10 protein-coding genes are annotated in these 20,920 nt (G+C 31.4%); 1 reads left to right on the forward strand and 9 read right to left on the reverse strand.

Features of this window, described 5'->3' with window-relative positions:
- Positions 1 to 275: 275 nt before the first annotated feature.
- The 4 genes from U0D62_RS19685 to U0D62_RS19700 all read right to left on the reverse strand — a co-directional run bounded on the left by U0D62_RS19685 (position 276) and on the right by U0D62_RS19700 (position 9,961).
- Positions 276 to 2,009 carry a helix-turn-helix domain-containing protein gene (locus tag U0D62_RS19685; protein ID WP_322289046.1) on the reverse strand — a complete coding sequence of 578 codons (1,734 nt, stop codon included), beginning with the start codon at positions 2,007 to 2,009 and terminating at the stop codon, positions 276 to 278.
- Between the two features lie 676 nt (positions 2,010 to 2,685).
- Positions 2,686 to 7,053, reverse strand: coding sequence for a leucine-rich repeat domain-containing protein (locus U0D62_RS19690; protein ID WP_322289047.1), 4,368 nt, complete (start codon positions 7,051 to 7,053; stop codon positions 2,686 to 2,688).
- A 460-nt stretch (positions 7,054 to 7,513) separates the two neighbouring features.
- Positions 7,514 to 8,833, reverse strand: coding sequence for a hypothetical protein (locus tag U0D62_RS19695; RefSeq protein ID WP_322289048.1), 1,320 nt, complete (start codon positions 8,831 to 8,833; stop codon positions 7,514 to 7,516).
- A gap of 111 nt (positions 8,834 to 8,944) precedes the next feature.
- On the reverse strand, positions 8,945 to 9,961 hold the full coding sequence (locus U0D62_RS19700) for a hypothetical protein (protein WP_322289049.1): 1,017 nt from the start codon (positions 9,959 to 9,961) through the stop codon (positions 8,945 to 8,947).
- Positions 9,962 to 10,196: 235 nt separating this feature from the next.
- Here U0D62_RS19700 and U0D62_RS19705 point away from each other — a divergent pair, with 235 nt between their 5' ends.
- On the forward strand, positions 10,197 to 10,379 hold the full coding sequence (locus U0D62_RS19705; protein WP_322289050.1) for a hypothetical protein: 183 nt from the start codon (positions 10,197 to 10,199) through the stop codon (positions 10,377 to 10,379).
- Between the two features lie 248 nt (positions 10,380 to 10,627).
- Here U0D62_RS19705 and U0D62_RS19710 read toward each other — a convergent pair whose 3' ends face one another.
- From U0D62_RS19710 to U0D62_RS19730, 5 genes are all read right to left on the reverse strand, one after another.
- Entirely contained in the window at positions 10,628 to 11,380 is a 753-nt protein-coding gene (locus tag U0D62_RS19710) for a LytR/AlgR family response regulator transcription factor (RefSeq protein WP_322289051.1), read from the reverse strand.
- Positions 11,381 to 11,409: 29 nt separating this feature from the next.
- Positions 11,410 to 14,346, reverse strand: coding sequence for a sensor histidine kinase (locus U0D62_RS19715; RefSeq protein ID WP_322289052.1), 2,937 nt, complete (start codon positions 14,344 to 14,346; stop codon positions 11,410 to 11,412).
- Between the two features lie 320 nt (positions 14,347 to 14,666).
- Positions 14,667 to 16,976, reverse strand: coding sequence for an InlB B-repeat-containing protein (locus tag U0D62_RS19720; RefSeq protein WP_322289053.1), 2,310 nt, complete (start codon positions 16,974 to 16,976; stop codon positions 14,667 to 14,669).
- A gap of 100 nt (positions 16,977 to 17,076) precedes the next feature.
- Positions 17,077 to 17,829 (reverse strand): LytR/AlgR family response regulator transcription factor, encoded by a 753-nt coding sequence (locus U0D62_RS19725; RefSeq protein WP_322289054.1) that lies wholly within the window; start codon positions 17,827 to 17,829, stop codon positions 17,077 to 17,079.
- A gap of 87 nt (positions 17,830 to 17,916) precedes the next feature.
- Positions 17,917 to 20,820, reverse strand: a complete 2,904-nt coding sequence (locus tag U0D62_RS19730) for a sensor histidine kinase (protein WP_322289055.1) — start codon at positions 20,818 to 20,820, stop codon at positions 17,917 to 17,919.
- Between the last annotated feature and the right edge of the window lie 100 nt (positions 20,821 to 20,920).

The following is a 20,920-nucleotide window of genomic DNA, read 5'->3' on the forward strand; positions in this document are numbered from 1 at the left end:
AACGAGCTTAAATTGTAAAAAACATTTAGGTCGACTCAAAAGGTGAGATTGTTATGTTTGTAGTAAGTGTTTTAATAAATTAAGAAGAAAGAAAAAAGGTTTTCCTTATAACACCAAGAAAAAGAAGGATACTATAGAATTTAAGCTAGTTTCACCAAAGCTCTTTGCTTAATAATGATTAACAATAGAATGAAGAATTTATATAGTGCAACAACCTCTTTTTATAATTAATTATATCTTACTATAAGGACCATCAATTATGCTGTTTATTATCGTTAAAAAGAAGGTGTTTCTGCGGTATCTTTTTTTAGTTCCTTAATAAAGTATGATGGTCGTACACCTATTACTTTATTAAACGCTAGTGAAAATGATTCACGTTGATTATATCCAGACTCTACAGCAATAGCTTCGATTGTAAATTCTCTAAATTTCGTATCATTTCTAAGGCGGTTTACCGTGTAATTAATCCTTAGTTTTTGAATATACCCATAGAATGATTCTTCTTTATGTATCTTAATAATTCTTGAAAGATACTTTGAATTACTACTTACTTGTTTTGCTAATTCTTGTAGTGTTAGATTAGAGTTTAAAAAACCAAGTTCTTTTTCAAATCGATCTAATTTGGAAAGGGTAACAGTTACAATTTCACGAGAGATATATAATGTTTCGTCAGTTGAAGCATTTTTTAACCTAGGACTTTTCTTATTAAGATCTGGTTTGTTAAGTTCAGAAGTCTGTATTTTTACTTTTTGCCTATACTTAAATACACGATATGTCTGATATCCTAATAATATGAGAATCAAAACGCCAGCACCAAGATACCAGGATGATTTAGTTTTAAACTTCTTATTCTCTTTAGATAATTTGGCTATAAGTACTTTCTTTTCTTTAATAAGATCCGGAATATCAAATTTATAATGTACTTTATTATTTATATTACTAGCATATCCTCTATATATACTATCATATCTAAGTAGTTTATTAAGATACTGCAACCCTATTTCATAGTCATCATTTTTATGCATATTCATCAACTCATAAAAACTGTCTCGATGTTCAAAATTGATTTTCTTTGTTTTTTCGTACAAAGAATCGATTTTTTTTAAGTGATAATAAGATGCATCATAATCTCCTAAGTTCTTATAGATTTTCCCTAGATAATAATGTACCTCTGAATAATTTGCCGTACTTATTGTACCATATCTTATCTTAAGCTTTTCAAAAGCTTGTTTTGCTTTTTCATAATCACCCGAATAATAATCAATAATTGCATCATTTGCTTCAAGGTGTTCATAGGCGTTTAAATCTAAATCTTTAACAAAGCTCCTCCCTATTTTATTATAATATCTAGCAGAGTCGTAATTTTTACTCATCGTTAAGTAATACGATAAAATACTATAATTATACCCTTGATTAATACTATCATTTTTTGATATGGTGTTCTCTTTTGCTATTTCTACTTCTTCTTTATACAGGTTTAAAGCTTCTTCTACACTGCCAAAAGTTGCTTTAATATTTACTAAGCTGAACTTACAGACTTTTAATAATCTTTTATCATCTTGTAATGTCGCATATTTCTTAGCTATATCTAAATATTTGAGTGCTTTGATATACTCAAATTTATGAGTGTAATATATGTGTAGATCATAATAAGTCCAAGCTCGTATAGAGTCAAGATGTTTTCTGTTTTTTGTCAACGTTAGAATACTATCTAAATAATTTATATAGGTTTCATCTGCAGATAATATTCCTACATAGGTATAACTTGATAGTATCGCAATAGTATCTTTTTCTTTTTGAGCTTTTAATAACTTGGATTGTAAAGAATCAATCCCTTCGTTTTTCTCAGTACTCAAAAGTAAATCAGGAGATTCAGGATAAGAGTCTAGTGGTAAAGAGTCTCTATTTTGACTTAATAAGGAGTTTGATAAAATCGTTAAACACATAAAATAAAATAATCCTATTTTGAGTATTTTATTTACCATTTCTTTAGACAAAACATAGATCATTTTATCATATATTTTCTTAAAAAGTGATATATCATATTACGCTGATTACCAATAGTTTTTTTACACTTCTATAATAATCTTATTCAAATTATATATAAATTCTATTTTTTCTACATATTGTATTTAATCATAGACATTACATATGATTATTCTTCTTGTTTATTGCTAGATTACTGCTTAACACATTAGAAGATATACAATCAAAAACTTATAAAAATAATAGTTGGCAAAGGTATGTATATATATCATATAACAAACTGGAATTCTTAACAAAAGAGGGGCGAATCAGTTGTTTTTTAGGGTAATAAAGTCTTAAAGCAGATCCGTAATAAATTAACTAAATCTGCTTAATAGGTGTACTGTTTTATATTATTAAACAGTTAATTTTCTAAAAAAAAATAAATCAAAAAAAAAGGGTTATCTAATTAAGAACAGTTACTCTTTATTCAATATAATTTAGTAGTATTTATTACATTTTAGATTTTCATAACAAAGTTCTAATTCATAAAGCAGGTTAAAAAAACAACAATACCATTTTAACAATTGCTATATAAAGAATTAATAAAGTAATAGTCAATCTATATTTCTCAATAATTTTATTCATCATAATATATAATAGAAAGCAAAGCCTTAAAGATTTACTTTAAGGCTTTTTGTGTGCTTTAATTTGAAAAGATTATTTTTTGATCAGTCGTTGTGTTCCTTTTCCTTTATCTGTTTCTATGATAAGAAAATATACTCCTTTGCTTAGGAATGAAACATCGATTTTAGATTTATCCTGATTATTAACTTTTATTTCCTCTCCCAGGATAGAATACAGACGAACAGTTTGAATCTCTTCCTCTGATCGGATATATACCATATCGGTTACAGGATTAGGGTACAGTTTAAAATCAACTGTATTAAAATCATCTATGCCCAAAGCAGCACAGTTGTCACTAAACGATGTTTGACTATCCACACCCACAGTCCAAGTAGATGGTGGTGTAAAGCCGCTATCAATATTTACGCAGGTTAAATTAGGGTTAACAGTTGCGTTAAATCTATTAGGGCCCGTCATATTGCTATTATTTCCGTTAGCAACATTTAAGGAAGTCAATTGATTTTCTGCACAATTTAGTGTAACCAACACTGAGTTTGAAGACACATCTAAGCTGGCTAAATTGTTCTTATAACAACGTAAAAACTGTAACGCTGTATTATTGGAAACATCTAAACTTGTTAATTGATTGGTATGACAAACCAAATTAAACAAAGCTGTAGCTCCATTCGTATTTAATGTTGTTAGGGCATTATTTTCTGTAAACAAAGTACCTAAATTGATATTGGATGAAACATCCAGTGATGTTATTTGATTGTTCTGACACCAAAGTGTTGTAAGTGCTGTATTTGAAGAAATATCCAAAGCTGTCAATTGATTATCATTACAAATCAACTCGGTTAAAGCCGTAAATGCTTCTATACCCGTCATATTCGAAATAGATCGACTTGAGCAATTAATTCTTCCAGAAAATGCACTCGCTTCACTACATTGTATTTCTGTATCTCCATTGGTATTAATCGAATTATTACCTACCAAATATGCTTTAAAATTGGCATCCGGGATATTTACAATACAAGGAGGACAATTGGTACTAAAAGATGTTTGATTATCAATATTTGTCCAATTGGTAGTGCTATAATTTACATCATCTACAGTAATACAAGTTAGATTTGGGTTATTTGAAGCACGAAACAAAGCCGTAGCGATGTTACTATTGTTTCCATTCGCTACATTAAGGGAAAATAAGTTATTATTCTCAACCCAGATCCTATTTAATACAATATTAGAAGACAAATCTAAGCTTGTAATCTGATTATCATTAGCAATAAACTCCTGTAAATCCGGATTATTAGATACGTCTACTGTTGTCAATTGGTTATTATCTATTCTAAGAAAAAATAACTTAGTGTTTAAGGATATATCAAGATTTGTAAGTTGATTATTAAATGCTGTGAAATAAGTTAAATCTGGGTTGTTTGATACATCTATCGCTGTTAATGGATTATTTGAACATGCCAAGGAAGTCAATTTCGTATTAAAAGAAAGATCAAGGTTTGTAATTAAGTTATTATCACACCCGAAACCTTCAAGATTAATATTAGCCGACACATCAATGGAGGTAAATTGATTATTACTTACCCCTAATGACTTTAAAGCAGTGTTATTTGATAGATTTAGAGAAATATTAGGGTTACTAGAGCAATCGATAGCTTCAAGAGCACTATTGTTACTAGTATTCAATGTTGTTAATCGGTTTCTAGCTATTTGTAAATTCTCAAGTGCTGTATTTGAGGAAATATTCAAAGATGTCAATTGATTATCGAATGCAAACAACCGTTCTAAAGCTGTATTTGATGAAGTATCTAATGATGTTAATTGATTACTACCACATCTTAATTCTGTTAATGCTGTAAATGCCTCAATACCTGTTAAATCTGAAATACTTAAACCTGCGCAATCTAATGTACCAGTTACCGCACTTGCTTCACTACATTGTATCTCAGTATCGCCATTGGTATTGATCGCTGTATTACCTACTAATTCTGCCTTAAAATTAGCATCTGGGATCGTAACTACACAAGGTACATTACAATTAGTACTAAACGATGTCTGGCTATCAATATTGGTCCAGTTGGTAGTACTAAATGCTACGTCATCTACTTGGATACAAGTTAAATTAGGGTTGTTAATCGCTGCAAAATTACTAGTGGATATGTTAGAATTGTTACTATTGGCCACATTTAATGTTTGTAATTGATTATTAGAACAGAATATGCTAGTTAATCCTGTATTGGCAGAAACATCCAAAGCTGATATCGAATTACCATGAATATATAAAAGCGCTAACATCGTATTATTAGAAGTATCCAATGTAGTTAATGAGTTACTATGTCCTCTCAATTCTGTTAGAGCAGTATGATTAGAAATATTTATGGAGCTTATCGAATTATTACTAAAATCTAAATGAGTTAAACTCGTATTATTAGAAATATCTAATGATGTTATCTGATTTGATCTACATACTAAATGTGTTAAAGCAGTATTTGAGGAAATATCTATACTTGTTAACTGATTTGTACTACAATCCAATGATGTTATCGATGAAAAAGCTTCTATTCCTGTTAAATTTGAAATCGAACTATTATTAACATATATAGCTCCTGCGTATGCATTAGCCTCACTACATTGTATTTCGCCATCGTTATTGGTATCAATTACACTTGTGCCTCCAATATTAGGGCCATGGTTTAATAAGGTTGCCTTAAAATTAGCATCTGGGATGTTTACAATACAAGGTGGATTACAATTGGTACTAAAACTGGTTTGCGCATCTATATTGGTCCAATTGCTAGTGCTATAATTTACATCATCCACCTGTATACAGGTTAGATTTGGATTATTGTTTGCTGAAAAACTCTGTAAATTGGTATTATTACTATTAGCAATATTCAAAGAAGTTAATTGGTTATTCTCACAATCTAATCCAATTAAAGCCGTATTAGCCGAAACATCCAAACTGGTTAATTGATTATTTTTAACAACTAAGACAACTAAAGCTGTATTAGTCGAAACATCCAAATTTGTTAGCTGATTTCCGTCTAGAGAGAAACTATCCAAAGCTGTATTGTTAGAAACATCTAAACTGGTTAATTGATTATTTTTGACATCAAGTTTTTCTAAAGCTACATTATTAGAAATGTTTAAATTCGCCAATTGATTATCCCGAGCATCTAACCTAGTCAAAGCTACATTAGAAGAAACATCTATATTAGTAAGTCGATTATTTAAGCAAATTAATTGAGTCAAAGCTGTATTATTAGAAACATTTAAACTAGTTAATTGATTATATTGACATACTAAAGAAGTCAAAGCCGTGTTGGCAGAAGTATCTAAACTCGTTAATAGATTAGAGTTACAATCCAAATAGGTTAAAGCTGTATTAGAGGAAACATCTATACTGGTAAGCTGATTACCGAAGCAAACTAATCGAGTCAAAGCTGTATTAGAGGAAACATCTATACTGGTAAGTTGATTACTGAAGCAAAATAATTCAGTCAAAGCTGTAAATGCTTCTATTCCTGTTAAATCGGTAATATTCGCACCACTAACATGAAGAGTCCCTGTGAACGCACTTGCTTCACTACATTGTATTTCGGTATCGCCATTAGTATTTATTGCTGTATTACCTACTAATCTATTTTTAAAATTAGCATCTGGGATGTTTACAACACATAATTCTTGAGCTAAACTGGTTATTTCTGCAGGAGTCAGGGCTCTAGTATACTCTCTTATATTATCCATACTATCTGAGTATGGAGAAGCCGATCCAATGGTTAAATCTGGATTTCCTGCAAATAAATTGGTAGGAACTGTTGCAGAACCAACCTGGCGAGTTCCAGAGTCAGCATTTGTCACCTCAGCACCATCTAAGTATAACTTATAATTATATTTAAGCGTAAGGTTTGAAAATATTTTAGTGCCTGTTACTGCAATGTGATGCCAGCTCCCATCAGCTATAACACCTGTATCCATTGATGGATTATAGGCTTGAAAAGTATTTGAATTTATTACAAAATTCCCTCTAAAATATACCCTTCCTGTATGTATGTAAAAAGCATATCCTGCAGATTGAGAACCACTATGTCCAACCTGGCTCAAAATATCAGAATATGAAATAACTCCATTAGAAGTAAAGGTATGAGGCGCTGTATCTGTTGTTTTTATCCAAAAGCTAACAGAAAAATTTCCTGATGGATCAGCGTGTTGCCCAGCGTTAAAAGTATCTCCATTTAAATTTATGGCATTATTGCTTTGTCCGATTGCATCTGCTTCAAAAGCTGCTGCTGTTCCTGTTTGTACCAGGTCATAAGTACCAGGATTAATCGTATTCTGCAGTGTACCTCCGGCAAAAGTATATTCTTTTACCAAAGCTGTTGTTGGTATTTGTCCATACGAAAGTACCCCTAACAATATAGTTACCAGTAGTAATCTTGTTCTCATAATCTCTTCTTTTTAAGTTTATAGAACAAAATTGTGCAATAATGCTAAGGGATATATCAATGAACTTCTAAAACCGGAGTTTGAGCTTCTAAGGGAAAAAATGTTTTTTTATTGAACATAAAGACTGTACAAAAATGTCTTCAATCACAGAAATATCATCTCAAAATACTACAAAACCATCTCAAAGGGTTGTAATGTCATTTCGGAGGGCCTTTTGTGAAAACTGAATAATCAAATATATCAACATCTCCTCAAGTAATTTTATCATTAGTGATAACCATAGATAAAATTGCCCAGAGTTATCGAGATATTTTTATGATAGTTACTGTTATTGAATCGCGATACATTTTTTCTCCATTAACATTCCGAAAAAACACTCGATCAGACGGTTTTCTCCCGAGTAAGTTTATATCAGGCATCTGGGTTAGATAAAAAATCAGAAGAGAATTAAACGTACTTTCTATTTTGTGTATTCACATTCTAATTTTATTTGACCAGAAGCAACTCCAAGTGTATATACTTTAGTATAGGATGTTCCATCGTATTGCTGTGCGAATACTGCATATTGAAAACTACACAAACCATCTGGTCTCTTCATTACGATAACACCTCCTATTTCTCGTCCTGTAATAATCCCAGATAACACATGTCTAGTAATCGACCAATCTGCTCCATAGAAATAGGTTTTGGTGATGGTTTCTTTCCACCCATAATTAGTCGCCCAATTTTTTGCAGCGTTTAATGCCTGATCTTCTAGCGTTTTATTTGTCAGTCCTTTTTTAGGTAATCGTTGGTTATTTATCCTACTCTGTGCAGCTTCCTCTCGTTTTTTATCTTCCACCTCTTTTATAGTTTTGGACCAGCTTGCAATTTTATCATCAAATGCTTTTTGTTGCTGTTTACTATTAATCAAACCTCTTACTACTTGCTTATCTACTGCAAATAAATTGTAGTAATCAAGTTCTCCAAACAGCTGCTGCCCTAAACCACTACCTTTATAATTAGCCCAAAGTAACACTCCTGGTTTCTCTACAAAAATATATTCTTCCAGATGATTTCTTCTATTGGTATACATAGGTACTCCTATGAGTTTACTATATACCTCCATATACAAATAGGTTTCTTCTCCATTACAATCTTCACAAAAACTGGTTTTTATTTTTTTTATAGCACCGTCTTCAAAAACAATGTCCATTTCATTATAGTAGTTACCTGCAAATCTAACCGGGGATGCAATGGAATACTTTCCATTACCTCCTTTTGATGATGCAGAAGTAGATGATTTTAAAATTTTTTGAGATACTTCTCTAGCATACGCTTCTACTTTGGCTTTTGTCATTGTTTTTACTTTTGCCGCATCCTTGCTGTAAAAATTACTAAATACAAAGACATCAAATGGTTGTTTCCCTAACTCTTTAGTAGGCATTACGGATATAAAACTATTGTCATCGTATTGGATTACATAGAGCCCGGCGCTATTAAAATATACTTTTATCCCTAATGTAGTACTTGGTTCTTCCTGATAGGTATAGACCGCTGGTGTACAACCATTTTTACACGCTCTAATGACTAAAACTTTGGTTCCATTATGTTCTCCTTCATTTATGAGCAGAGTTTTGGTAGTTCCTCCTGCTGGTGATCGTTCTGCGGTGAAAATATGATATTCGTTTTCTAAAACTGATATTTCCTTTACGGACACTCTTTCTGTATATATACTGGATGCTGCATAAGAACCATTTGTTATTAATAGTATGCATATCGTTATCAATACTCTTTTCATAATGTAGTTCTTTAGAAGAAAAAACCTCTAATTGATTTTTCAAAAAGAGGTTTGTTTCATTGATTTTATTTTTACTTCTTTATTCAGATTACAATTAGCTTAAGGATTTGTTTAATTGGCTGTAACTGTTTGTCCACAACTTTGGTTGGCATTAGTAATTTGCGTTCCTTTAGAAGCCGAAGAATTACCACTAAAGCTATAGTATAGATTCTTTTTACAGTTAAATCTACTTTGTCCATTTGCCGAAACCCGCGATCCATTACTAGAGCCCTCTTCATAAACATAAATGTCTTTTCCTGTTTTATTTACAATCGTAACCACACTTTGAAGGTCACTTTGTGCGGCACTTTGATTACGTTCTTTAATACGTCTGTACTCATCAGAGTTTCTCCAATCATCTCTTTGTTTATTGATGACATCGATAATTAATTTTCTTTTCAATTCTGTGTTTTCAACAATGGCAGCGTTTTCTGGGTTTTTCATCCATTGTGTATATACTTCTTGTTGCTTCTTGAAAGCTGCATCTAAATAGTTTTGAAGTATTTTATGCGGCTGCATTGCTTTCATTTTTTTAGGAGATTTCATGACTTCTTTCATCTTTTTTAACCCACCCATCTTTTTGGTTTGATGTTCCATAACAGATAGCAACTCATAATTATCTTTATCTACCCATTTTTCTAACACAAAGATTTTTCCGTCTAAAAAGACTAGGCGATATTCATAAGGATTTTTGTCTGTTCTAGGAGCAAAACCTATGTCATCCTGCATTTTTTTACTACCCTCATATACTCTTTCTATATAAGTGATAGGAAAGGCTTCATTATCTGGTAAAAACATTTTTTCATTATCTTTAAATTGATCTGGACGGTCCGGATCTCCTCTAAATAACATCATAACTTCTTTATGAGCACCAGATTGGACTCTATAGTCATTAAGTTCTTTAACTTTATAAACCAATACATCTAATCCTCCTTCATAATTCTCTGATCCATCTTGCTGTGTTAAATACCCAGTATAATTGCCAATTTTAATTGACTTTAACTGCTCCGTTTGATGTTGCAGATCATTTTGAGCGGTTGCTTTTAATCCAAAAAACACTATAAATAGTAGTAATACTCTTCGTCTCATAATCTCTTCTTTTTAAGTTTATAGGACAAAATTGTAGAATAATAGTAGTAAACATGATAGTCAACTTCTAAAACCTAGTTTTGGGTTTCTAAAATATTTAACAGAGATTTCATACAACCGTAAAAAAGTTACGTTTGTATTTACCAGGCTGTTGTTGGGCGAAATTCTGAAGTTTACCTTATTGATACAAGGCATTTTACCTACCTTCAAAGCATTAATCAATAAATATATTCACATGAAAAAAAAGTTTTCTTTCGGAAAAATTTTAACCAAAACAGAACAACAACAAATCACGGCATCTGGGTCTTCAAATTGTCAAAATCAATGCGGAGTTGATTGGTTACAATGTCTTTGGCAAGGAACATCGCATAGTCAATGTTTAGCAGCCAGAAACGCATGTTTAAACAGTTGTGGTTAAACAGATAGTTTTATAGAGGTCGTTTAAAAGCTGTTTAAACGACCTTTAATTTTTGAATTTGATATATCAAAGTACAGATTCTACGGGAAGTCCAAAATGGTTATTCATAATAGAACAAATTATTTCAATCTAATAACCTGAATTTGATGTAACAATATTTACGTCTGCCAGAGTTATTTTGGATACAAAATTATATCGAAGACAAGTGAATTCTTCATCAATTCATCAAATTCACGTTAAGCAAAATATCAACCTATGTTTTGTACAATAGTCAAAAACTCTTCTTTCTTGTCATTAGAGATTGATACACTTTTTTGATTGTCCATCACAATATATCCTCCGTCTTTCTTTATGTATTCTTTGATATATTTCAGGTTGATCAAATACGATCTGTGAGGTCTATAAAATGTAGTTACTTTTTGCAACACATCTACAAAGTGTTTTAATGGTTTACTTACTAATATTTCTGGTTCATCAATAGTAGCGATTTTGGTATACATACTATCTGCTTCCATCATAATGATATCGTCAAAATTGACAAACTTAATCCCATCATTAAAAGGTAATCCGATTTTATTAAAATTAGAGGATGCCAGACTCTTTCTAAGTTCTTCGAGCTTTACATCTATTTGATGTTTTCCTATCTGACTTATCGCTTTATCTACCGCCTCTTTAATTTGAGTTGGTCTAATAGGTTTCAGTAAATAATCTATTGCTGATAATTGGAATGCTTGTATAGCATACTCACTATAGGCTGTTGTAAAAATGATTTCAAAATTAAAATCATCTTTAGCAATGAAATCAACAATTTCTAATCCCGAATGATGTGGCATTTCGATATCCAAAAATACGATCTGCGGTTGTTCTTTTTTGATCAATTCTACGCCAGCTAATAAATTGTCTGCTTCGTAAATCTCAGTGATTTTAGAGCAATTTTCTTCTATCAAAACCCGTAAGAGATTTCTTGCTTTACGCTCATCATCAATAACTATTGCCTTCATATAATTTTATTTTTTTGATCAATATATTTCTAGATTTCTACATATGGGATAAAAAGAGTAACTCGTGTTCCTGAAGGATTATTCTGATCATCAAAAAGATCCTCTATAGAAACTCTAATTTGTTCTTTTTTATCATAGTTATATAAATCCAGTCTGTCTTGTGTAGCTTTTGTAGCGAATGAGGTATGTAACTTTGTTTTAAGATGATTTATTTCTCTTGATTTTTCTCTTCCGACACCATTATCTTCTATAGTGCAGATAATAACACCATCATCTGTCGCATACTTAAAATTAATTGATAGTATTCCGTTTCCTTCTCTGGGTAGTAATCCATGTTTTAATGCATTTTCTGCATAAGGTTGGACTAGCATCGTTGGGATCTCGATATGGTTAGGTTGTATTTCTTCTGCCAGGGTAATATGATAACTTAATTTATCTTCAAATCGTAATTCTTCTAACTCCAAATACATTTCGAGACAATCTATTTCTTCTTGCAAAGTAATCTTACCCTGATTACTATGGTTTAAATACGTACGTATCAAATCAGAAAATTTACCCAAATAATCACTAGCCAGGTTTTTCTGATTTAAAATAATGTATTCTTGTATAGAATTGAGTGCATTAAAAATAAAATGAGGGTTCATCTGCGAGCGTAAATTCTCCAGTTTTAATGAAACCATTTTTTTACTTAGTTCCATTTTTTCTAACTCAATATTCTTTGCTTTCTCCTTCTTTTTTAATTGTAGCTTATAGATAAAAATAACAATCCCTCCCACTATGATTGCACACAGCAGGACAAACCACCATTTTTTCCAAAAAGGATCTTGGATAACAAAACGTATTTCTTCAACTACAGATGTATCTTCCTTATCTGTATTAGCCGATTTGACCTGAAATGTATATTCCCCAGCATCCAAACTATTATACTTAACCGAATTGATTTGAGGATCTGTGGTTACCCAATGATTATTCTCTCCCAACAATCGGTAGGTGTATCTGTTGTTTTCTTTGGACCTGAAACCATTACTATTAAAACTAAACTTAATAGCATTCTGATCATGTGATAAATTATAGGTAGAATTTACAATGGTATCTTTTTCATTAATTTGAATATTAGTGAAATACACTTTAGGAATTACAGTATTTTTAAAAACATTGTCCTTGTCTATACTAAACAAACCTTTGTCTGAAGAAAAAAACACTTTGTTTTTTAACACTTCTATACCGCTAATCTTATAAGATGGGATTCCATCGTTTTTGGTTAGTGTTCGAAAAGTTTTATTTTCTGTATTAAACCACTGTATTCCTTGATCTGTACTAATCCAAAGCGAATTTTTATCTGATTTTATGATGCTTGTTTGGTTAGAAATTAGTCCATTTTTTGTTGTATAGTTTGCTATAACAGTGTCTTTTTTTATGCCAAGTATTCCATTCTTGGGTGTAGATACCCAAATAATGCCATCAGTGGTTTCTGTAATCGATTTTGTAAATATTGAAGCTTCTCTGTTTATTATATATTTTTTATTATATGAATCATCAAAAACTACCAATGCATCTACAAACCCTATATAAGAAAGGTTCTGAAGTTTACTGTAATGAGTTGCATACGCTCTCTTGCCAACCAGCTCACTATTCTTTTTATTAAATTTTTGATCAATTTCTCCGTTTCTATTAAATCTTGCCCCATAAAAAGATACGCTTATATGCGAATCTTCATCTATCAAGGCTGCGCTTTTTACATTAAAAAAGTGTTGCTTATTAGTCAACCTAAAGTTATGATGATTCAATTCGTATCCTTTATCATCTTTACTGATATATGATGTATGCGTATATGAGTTATATATGATCTCTGATACTTGGATTGTAGAGTTGGTTTTTAAACTAATCTTCTCCTTGGTCTTAGTATCAAATTGTACAATCCCACCTTTATTGGTACCAAATAAAAGAATACTATCATTTATTTTTTCAAGGCTGCTTATGTTTTCAAGTATTGGTTCTATCTCATACTTCTGAACATAAATATTAGTAGATACAAAAATTCCTTCTCCCTTTGTAGTAAACCAATAATTAGCATTGCTATCTTTTATGATTTTGGTTATAAACTTATTTTTCAGTAATATTTTTTTAAAATTAAATACACCTTTGGTATACTCGAATACATAAACTCCCTGATGTGTAGCAAACCAAACCTGATTTCCTTCAGAATAAATATCGATTACCCATTTATCTTCAAGTTTTTTTAATTTCTGAATTCTTTCAACATTATCCTGAGTAAAATCAAAACTAAAAAATAGGCTCTTTCCTTCTGCAGAACTCTTCCAGAAATAATGATTATTCACCTTGAATATTAAAGAGTTTCCTAAATTAAAAGTTACCTCATCAAGTTTTGGCAATAAAAGACTATCTATAAGGGTTAGCTCCTTGTTTCTTACAACAATCTGTTGTTTGGTTTTATAAAGCACCCTATTTTTTTCTTCAAAAGGTTGCCCAAGTTCTGCATTATTTTCTATGAGATATTTTTTTTCTTTCGTTTCGAGATTTATCCTAAAAGCTTTATGCGAACCAAACACCACTAAATCTGTTGGTGTTACTATAAAATTAAGAAGCTCTCCTTTGAATTCTTTTCCTATATCTATGAATGTTATGAGCTTATTATCTTCTATATAAAAAAATTGCCCGGAAATATTATTGCACCAAATACGACCTTTATCATCTTCTTTTGGGCTAAAAACAGACAATCCTTTCTTTTCTGGGTTCGTATAATTTTTAAAATCCCTGCCATCGTAACGATATAGTCCTTTATCTGCTGCTAACCATATAAATCCCTTGCTGTCCTCTATAATATTATAAAACTCAATATCGGGTAATGCATCTTTTTCTGATAAATGAACGTATGTAGGATGCTGGGCATATGCAACACATGCCTTTATAAAAATAAGTAGATATAGTAGTTTATGACAATACACTCAATATTAAAATGATATTATTCAAAACTACGATTTCGTGTAGAATTTCTTCTATTTTATCTGCTGAAAGACTTATGTGAGTTTCTAAAGTATCTTAAAATATTATAAAATTATTAGTTCTTATCTAAATCATTATATAAATAATACTATCGTTTTTATAAGTAGAGTATAAAGAATTACTAAAGTAATTTCTAAACGGTATTTTTGAACTATTTTATTCATTCTAAACGATTAACAACACAATTTTTGACTTAAAAAATATTAGAAAACAAAGCCTTAAAGATTTACTTTAAGGCTTTATATGTTTTAGTTTAGAAAGATTACCTTTTAATGAATCGCTGGGTTCCTTTTCCTTTATCTGTTTCGATAATTAAGAAATAAACACCTTTGCTTAGAGATGAAACATCTATTTGAGCATTATTAGTATCTAATACTTTAATTTCATTGCCTAATATAGAATACAAGCGAATAGAACTAATCACCTCATCGGTTTTGATATACATCTTATCTACCACTGGATTTGGATACACTGTAAAGGCCACAGGAAATTCCTGATCATTTATTCCTAAGGTAGGATCACTAAAAGTGGCCATTATAGTTGTATTACCTGTTATAGTAACTTGTAATGGATTTGTGCTTCCTGAAGCATCACCACTCCATCCGTCAAATTGCCAATTTTGATTAGCAGTTGCGGTTATCGTTACTACCTGACCATTAGTGTATGTTCCTCCTGCTGGAGACAAGGTTACATTTCCGCTCCCAGTTGTGTTAACCACTAATGTATATTGAATCTGACTAAACGTAGCGGTTACTGTTTTATCAGCATCCATAGTAAGGCTTAAAGGATTTGTAGTACCAGTAGCATCACCACTCCATCCATCAAACTGATATCCAATTGCTGGAGTTGCCGTTAATGTAGCTGTAGTCCCATCATTATATGTTGATCCACTTGCTGGAGTTACATTACCATTTCCTGTTGCATTGATTGTCAACGTACGCTGAATCTGGCTAAATGTAGCTGTTACAGTTTTATCAGCATCCATCGTTACCTGTAATGGATTGGTTGTACCTGTAGCATCACCACTCCATCCATCAAATTGCCATCCCGCGGCTGGTGTTGCTGTTAACGTAGCTGTAGCCCCATCATTATATGTTGATCCACTTGCTGGAGTTACACTACCACTTCCTGTAGTATTAATTGTTAATGTGCGCTGAATTTGACTAAATGTAGCTGTAATCGTTTTATCAGCATCCATTGTTACCTGTAATGGATTGGTGGTACCAGTAGCATCACCACTCCATCCATCAAATTGCCATCCAGCGGTAGGAGTTGCTGTTAACGTAGCTGTAGCCCCATCATTATATGTTGATCCACTTGCTGGAGTTACACTACCACTTCCTGAAGTATTAATGGTTAGTGTTCTTAAAACTGGAGGTGTATATGAATACACACTAACATTTCCCGCATTAATATTATTGTTTGTACTGCCATTGTCATTAAACGGTGCACCAATGGCTATAGTTTCTCCATTTGCAGATAATTGAACTGCGTAGCCAAAATTATCATTTGAGGCTGCACCATAAATAGTTGCCCCCACCTGTGACCATGAACTACCTGCATATTTATAAACACTAGTACTACCTGATCTTACAGAAGTTGAATTATTATCATAAGGTTTACCTACAGCTAATACAGTTCCATCGTCAGAAAGGCTTATGCTTGTATTATTGTTTGTCACTAAAACCGGTCCACCGATTATCGTAGTTCCTAACTGAACCCAGCTATTTCCTGATGTGTTTTGATACACATTGGCATAACCATTTTGATTAGTTGCCGATGCCGCTCCGGCAATAATAGTTCCATCTGCTGAGATTTGTACAGAAGAACCGAACTTGTCATCTTGACCTAAACCAAAAATATCATTACCAACTTTATTCCAAACAAAAGAAGATGTTTCCTTGTAGACATGAATCGCGCCAGAATTAGAGCCATTTGTACTATCATCCAATGGGCTACCAATTACGAGAGTAGTACCATCTTTTGATAACGCAACCGCTTGCCCAAAAAGCGTACCTGTTGAACCACCGATTCTTCTAACCTCATTCCAAACTCCTGTTGTAGTATTATAATAATATACTTTTACATAATTCTGAGAGGTAGACGATCCTGGAGATCCAATAGCAATTCTGGATCCGTCTCCAGATAGAGATAGCCTTCCAAAAAAATTACCAGCAAATTCACCTAAAATGTTGCCCCCTTTTTGAGTCCAATTACCATTATTATAAGTGTACACCCGGACCAAGCCCGTTGTATTATTATGACCAGGACTACCTATTGCCAAGGTGTTTCCATCGGCAGAAAGACTTATCGTATTGCTTAGATGAATATCATCAGGGGTGCTAATGACGTCTCTTTCTATCCAGGTATTACCTGTCTTAACATAAACACGTACATCATCATCATTGTTGAAAATGTTTCCAACAGCCATTGTTGTTCCATCGGCTGACATTGTCATTACAGCGCCCAATCGAAGGCCTGTACGTCCAAAAAAGCTTCCATCTTGTGTCCATTGACTAAATCCTATTAAAGGTAGAAATAGGAATGCATAAAAGAATAATTTTTTAACCATAACATTAAATTTAATTTTCGATCGCAAATAAATGTTATAGCTAATAAAGGATGAGAATATTACTTCCGAATGGAGTTATATTATTTCCTAGTTGACTTTGCTAAGAAATAAAAATGGTCTCAAAAGATTGCTTATACCCTTTGCTTACTGGAATACTTTTATTGTCGTTGAGAAGAATCAGACGATCCTTTTTTGAATAGGATAGTATTTGATCTGTATTGATAATCCAGGAACGGTGTACTCTAATGAAGGTATTTTCTTCTGAAAATAACTCTTCATAATAATGTAGTTTTTTGGAGACTACATATTTTTTGGAATCCGAAGTATAAATTAATGAATACATGCGATCTGCCTGAATACAGATAATATCATCTACTTTAATAATCGCATAATCACTTTTATATGGAACTGCAATTTTAGATATCTTAGGTTTATTTTCTTTTAATAATTGTAACCTAACATCTTTTGTATTATTCGAAAAATATGTTTTTACTTTTTTGATTGCATTTTGTAATAGTGAAATATCCACTGGTTTAAGTAAATAATCTATCGCAGCTACCTGAAATGCTTTTATAGCATAACTATCGTAGGCAGTAATAAAGACAACTTGAAAGCTTATTTCTGTAAATGCTTCAAATAACTGAAACCCGTTTTTTTGCGGCATTTCGATATCCAAAAAAACAACCTGAGGGTTATGTTCTTTTATTAATTCTATAGCATCATCTACTGTTGAAGCTTCATCCAATATTTTTACATCTTTACAGGTTGATTCTAAAATATAACGAAGATTTTCTCTTGCATTTATTTCATCATCTACTATAATAGATGTAAGTATTTGTTTAGCCTCTGCCATTTTTATAATTATTAAAACTGATAAATAATGTACAACATTACTTTTTAAGAGTAGTATGTATGCTTCCTAATCTTATAAAAAAATTTCCTAACCAAAATTATTTTCTGATAGTGTAGGTATTTTGATCATTACACTGGTTCCTTCATCTACAGGTAAGTAATAAAAACCGATATCTGCTTTATAATACTTCTTAAAAAGAGCTAGTTTTTCTTTTATAGCTCTCGTAGAAAACGAATTTGAAGGTACTTTTTGAGAAAGGTCGATTTCTTTTGACTTCTCAATTCCCACACCATTATCAGTAATAACGCAACATAAAACTTCTTTTTCGAGACTAAAATGAATATGCATTTTTTTTACCCCTTCCTTTTTATGAAGCAATCCATGCTTTAAGGCATTTTCTGCAAAAGGTTGAATTATTGTTGAAGGAATTTTGATATCATCTATGGTTTCTTCTCCTTCAATCTCATACATAAAATCATCTCTAAAACGCAGCTTCTCTAATTCGAGATATTTTTTCAAATGAGATACTTCCTGATCAAAATACACAAAGCTTTTTTCGCTCATATGTAAATTATCTCTCATCAATGAGGCAAATTTTGTCAAGTAGGTGTACGCTGCTTGTTTGTCATTTTTTAATACCAAATTCTGAATCGAATTCATAGCATTAAACACAAAATGTGGATTCATCTGTGATTGTAGACTTTTTAACTTAGAAGAAACCATTTCCTGCTGCAATCTTTCCTTTTCAATAAGCACTTGTTGCTTTTCCTGAAGTTTCCTAATTCGATTCGTAAAATAATACCAAAATACAAAGCCCAAACAAAGGATAACACTTAGTACAAACCACCAACGTTTATAAAAAGGTGTGTTAATTTTAATTTTAACAATTTTTGGTAAGGTTTCTTCAATTCCGTTATCCATTTTAGCTTTTAATCGAAATTCATATTGATTCGGAGACAGGTTGTTAAATACTACTTCATTCACTCCTTTTGATACTGGATACCATTTATCCTCATCTTGAGATAAAGTATAAAAATAACTTACATCCTTATCAGAAAGATATCCATTTGCATGAAAACTGATCTTAATTCTATTTTCATCAGATGAAAATTCATAAGAATCACTAATAGGAACTGAAAGATCATTTACCTCTATATCGGTAAGATAAACATCTGGCAGTCTGTTTTCCTTAAAAACTTTGTTTTTATTAAACTTAAAAAGTCCTTTGTTAGATCCCAGATAAACCTCATTATCAATTACCACAATATCAGACACATTGAATGATAGAATACCATCTTTTTGAGTTAGATTCTCAAATTCTTCAGTTTGAGTATTTAATCGTTGAATCCCTTTGTCAGTAACTATCCATAAAAAAGATCCATCAGATTTGATCACACCTGTTTGATTAGACAATAACCCATCTTTTACGGTATAATTACGTATAGCTTTTCCATCTTTCACTTTAATAATCCCATCTTTGAATGTCGATATCCAGATAGTATTATCCTGAGTATTGTCTATATCCAATGCAAAAATAGGTGCATTATTAAATGTTATGACTTGAGGTTTTAAGGATTGATCATAGGACTCAACTCCATCTACATATCCCGCGTAAATCTCTTTTGTATTCTTATTATAATGTGTGGTATAGGATCTTCTAAATCCAATACGTGTATTAATCTTTTTTTTAAAATCTAATATTTCTACAGAAGCATACCCTCCAAACATTAATTTACCTTCTTCTATAAAAGATAAATCTTTGGCTCCATTATAACTTATTTTAAAATTATTCGTATAATCTCTTTTTAAAGATTTCTTATTCAAAATGAAGCCTTTTCTGTTAAGACTAATCAGCAAGTGTTTATCATCAATTGGTGCAATTTTATTTACCTTATTATTTTTAGAAACAGCAAACTTTTTTATATGTTCAGAATTCTTATCTACTAAAAACAAATTTCCTTTGGTAGTCCCTGCGATCAATGTTGAATCATTAAGTTTTTCGAATGTAGTGATATTAGAATCTTCTTTTTTAAACGGATACCTCAGTACTTCGATATTCGGTACTACAAAAACTCCGCTCCTTAACGAGGTAAACCAATAATTTTGATTCTGGTCTTTTATTATTTCTGTGATTTCTTCACCTTTAAAATAAGTAGTAATATAGGTAAATTTCTTATTTTGATAATGATATAATTCAACCCCCTGTTTTGTACAAAACCATAGCTTATCATCTTCTACAAAACATTTAACCGCTCTTGATTTTAGAGGAAATTTTTCTTTAGTTAATTGAAAAAATTGATCCCCCTTTCTTAAATAATAATCGCGTATTCCGTGTTCAATATGTATACTTTGTAATAAAAGATCATCATCAGAAATTTTAAAAATAACTACGTTACCATGTTTTCCTCTTTCAAAAGATGCTATGGTATCGATTTTTATATTATGCAATCTCCTAGCCATTAAAGTCCCTTGACTTTCGAAAAAAGTAGTATCCCCCTTTATCTGTGTTTCTGACAAATATCTTTCATTTGAAAAAAAAACTTTTTGAGTTTTATCTTCTACATCAATTTCTAATAGTGAATATCCTGTTCTAACTATTATTTTTTCATTAAAAAAATGGTATGAAAGAAGCTGACCGTTACTTTGTTTTTTTAGATCCGTAAATAATCGTAATGAATCATTTTCTACATAAAAAAACTGACCTGATATATTATTACACCATAAACGACCTTTATGGTCAAATTTTAAACCAAAAACTGATAAACCTCTTTTCTTAGAATTTGAGTAATTCTTAAAGGATTTACCATCATATCTATAGAGTCCTTTATTAGCTGCTAGCCAGATAAACCCCTCTGAATCTTCTATGATATCATAAAACTCTACATCTGGCAAACCATCTTTTTCTGTAAGATGATTATAGGACGGATGCTGACCAAATAGTATAACGGTCTTAAAAAAGAAAAAAAGAATGAATATTTTATTATAAAACACTTTGCTATAAAGTAATACTAATCAAAACTACAATTTAACTATTGTAATTCAATACTTTTTTTTCCTAATCGTAAGAATTCTCTTCCTAATCAGAATGGTT

This window comes from Aquimarina callyspongiae (assembly GCF_034322225.1).
Taxonomy (GTDB): domain Bacteria; phylum Bacteroidota; class Bacteroidia; order Flavobacteriales; family Flavobacteriaceae; genus Aquimarina.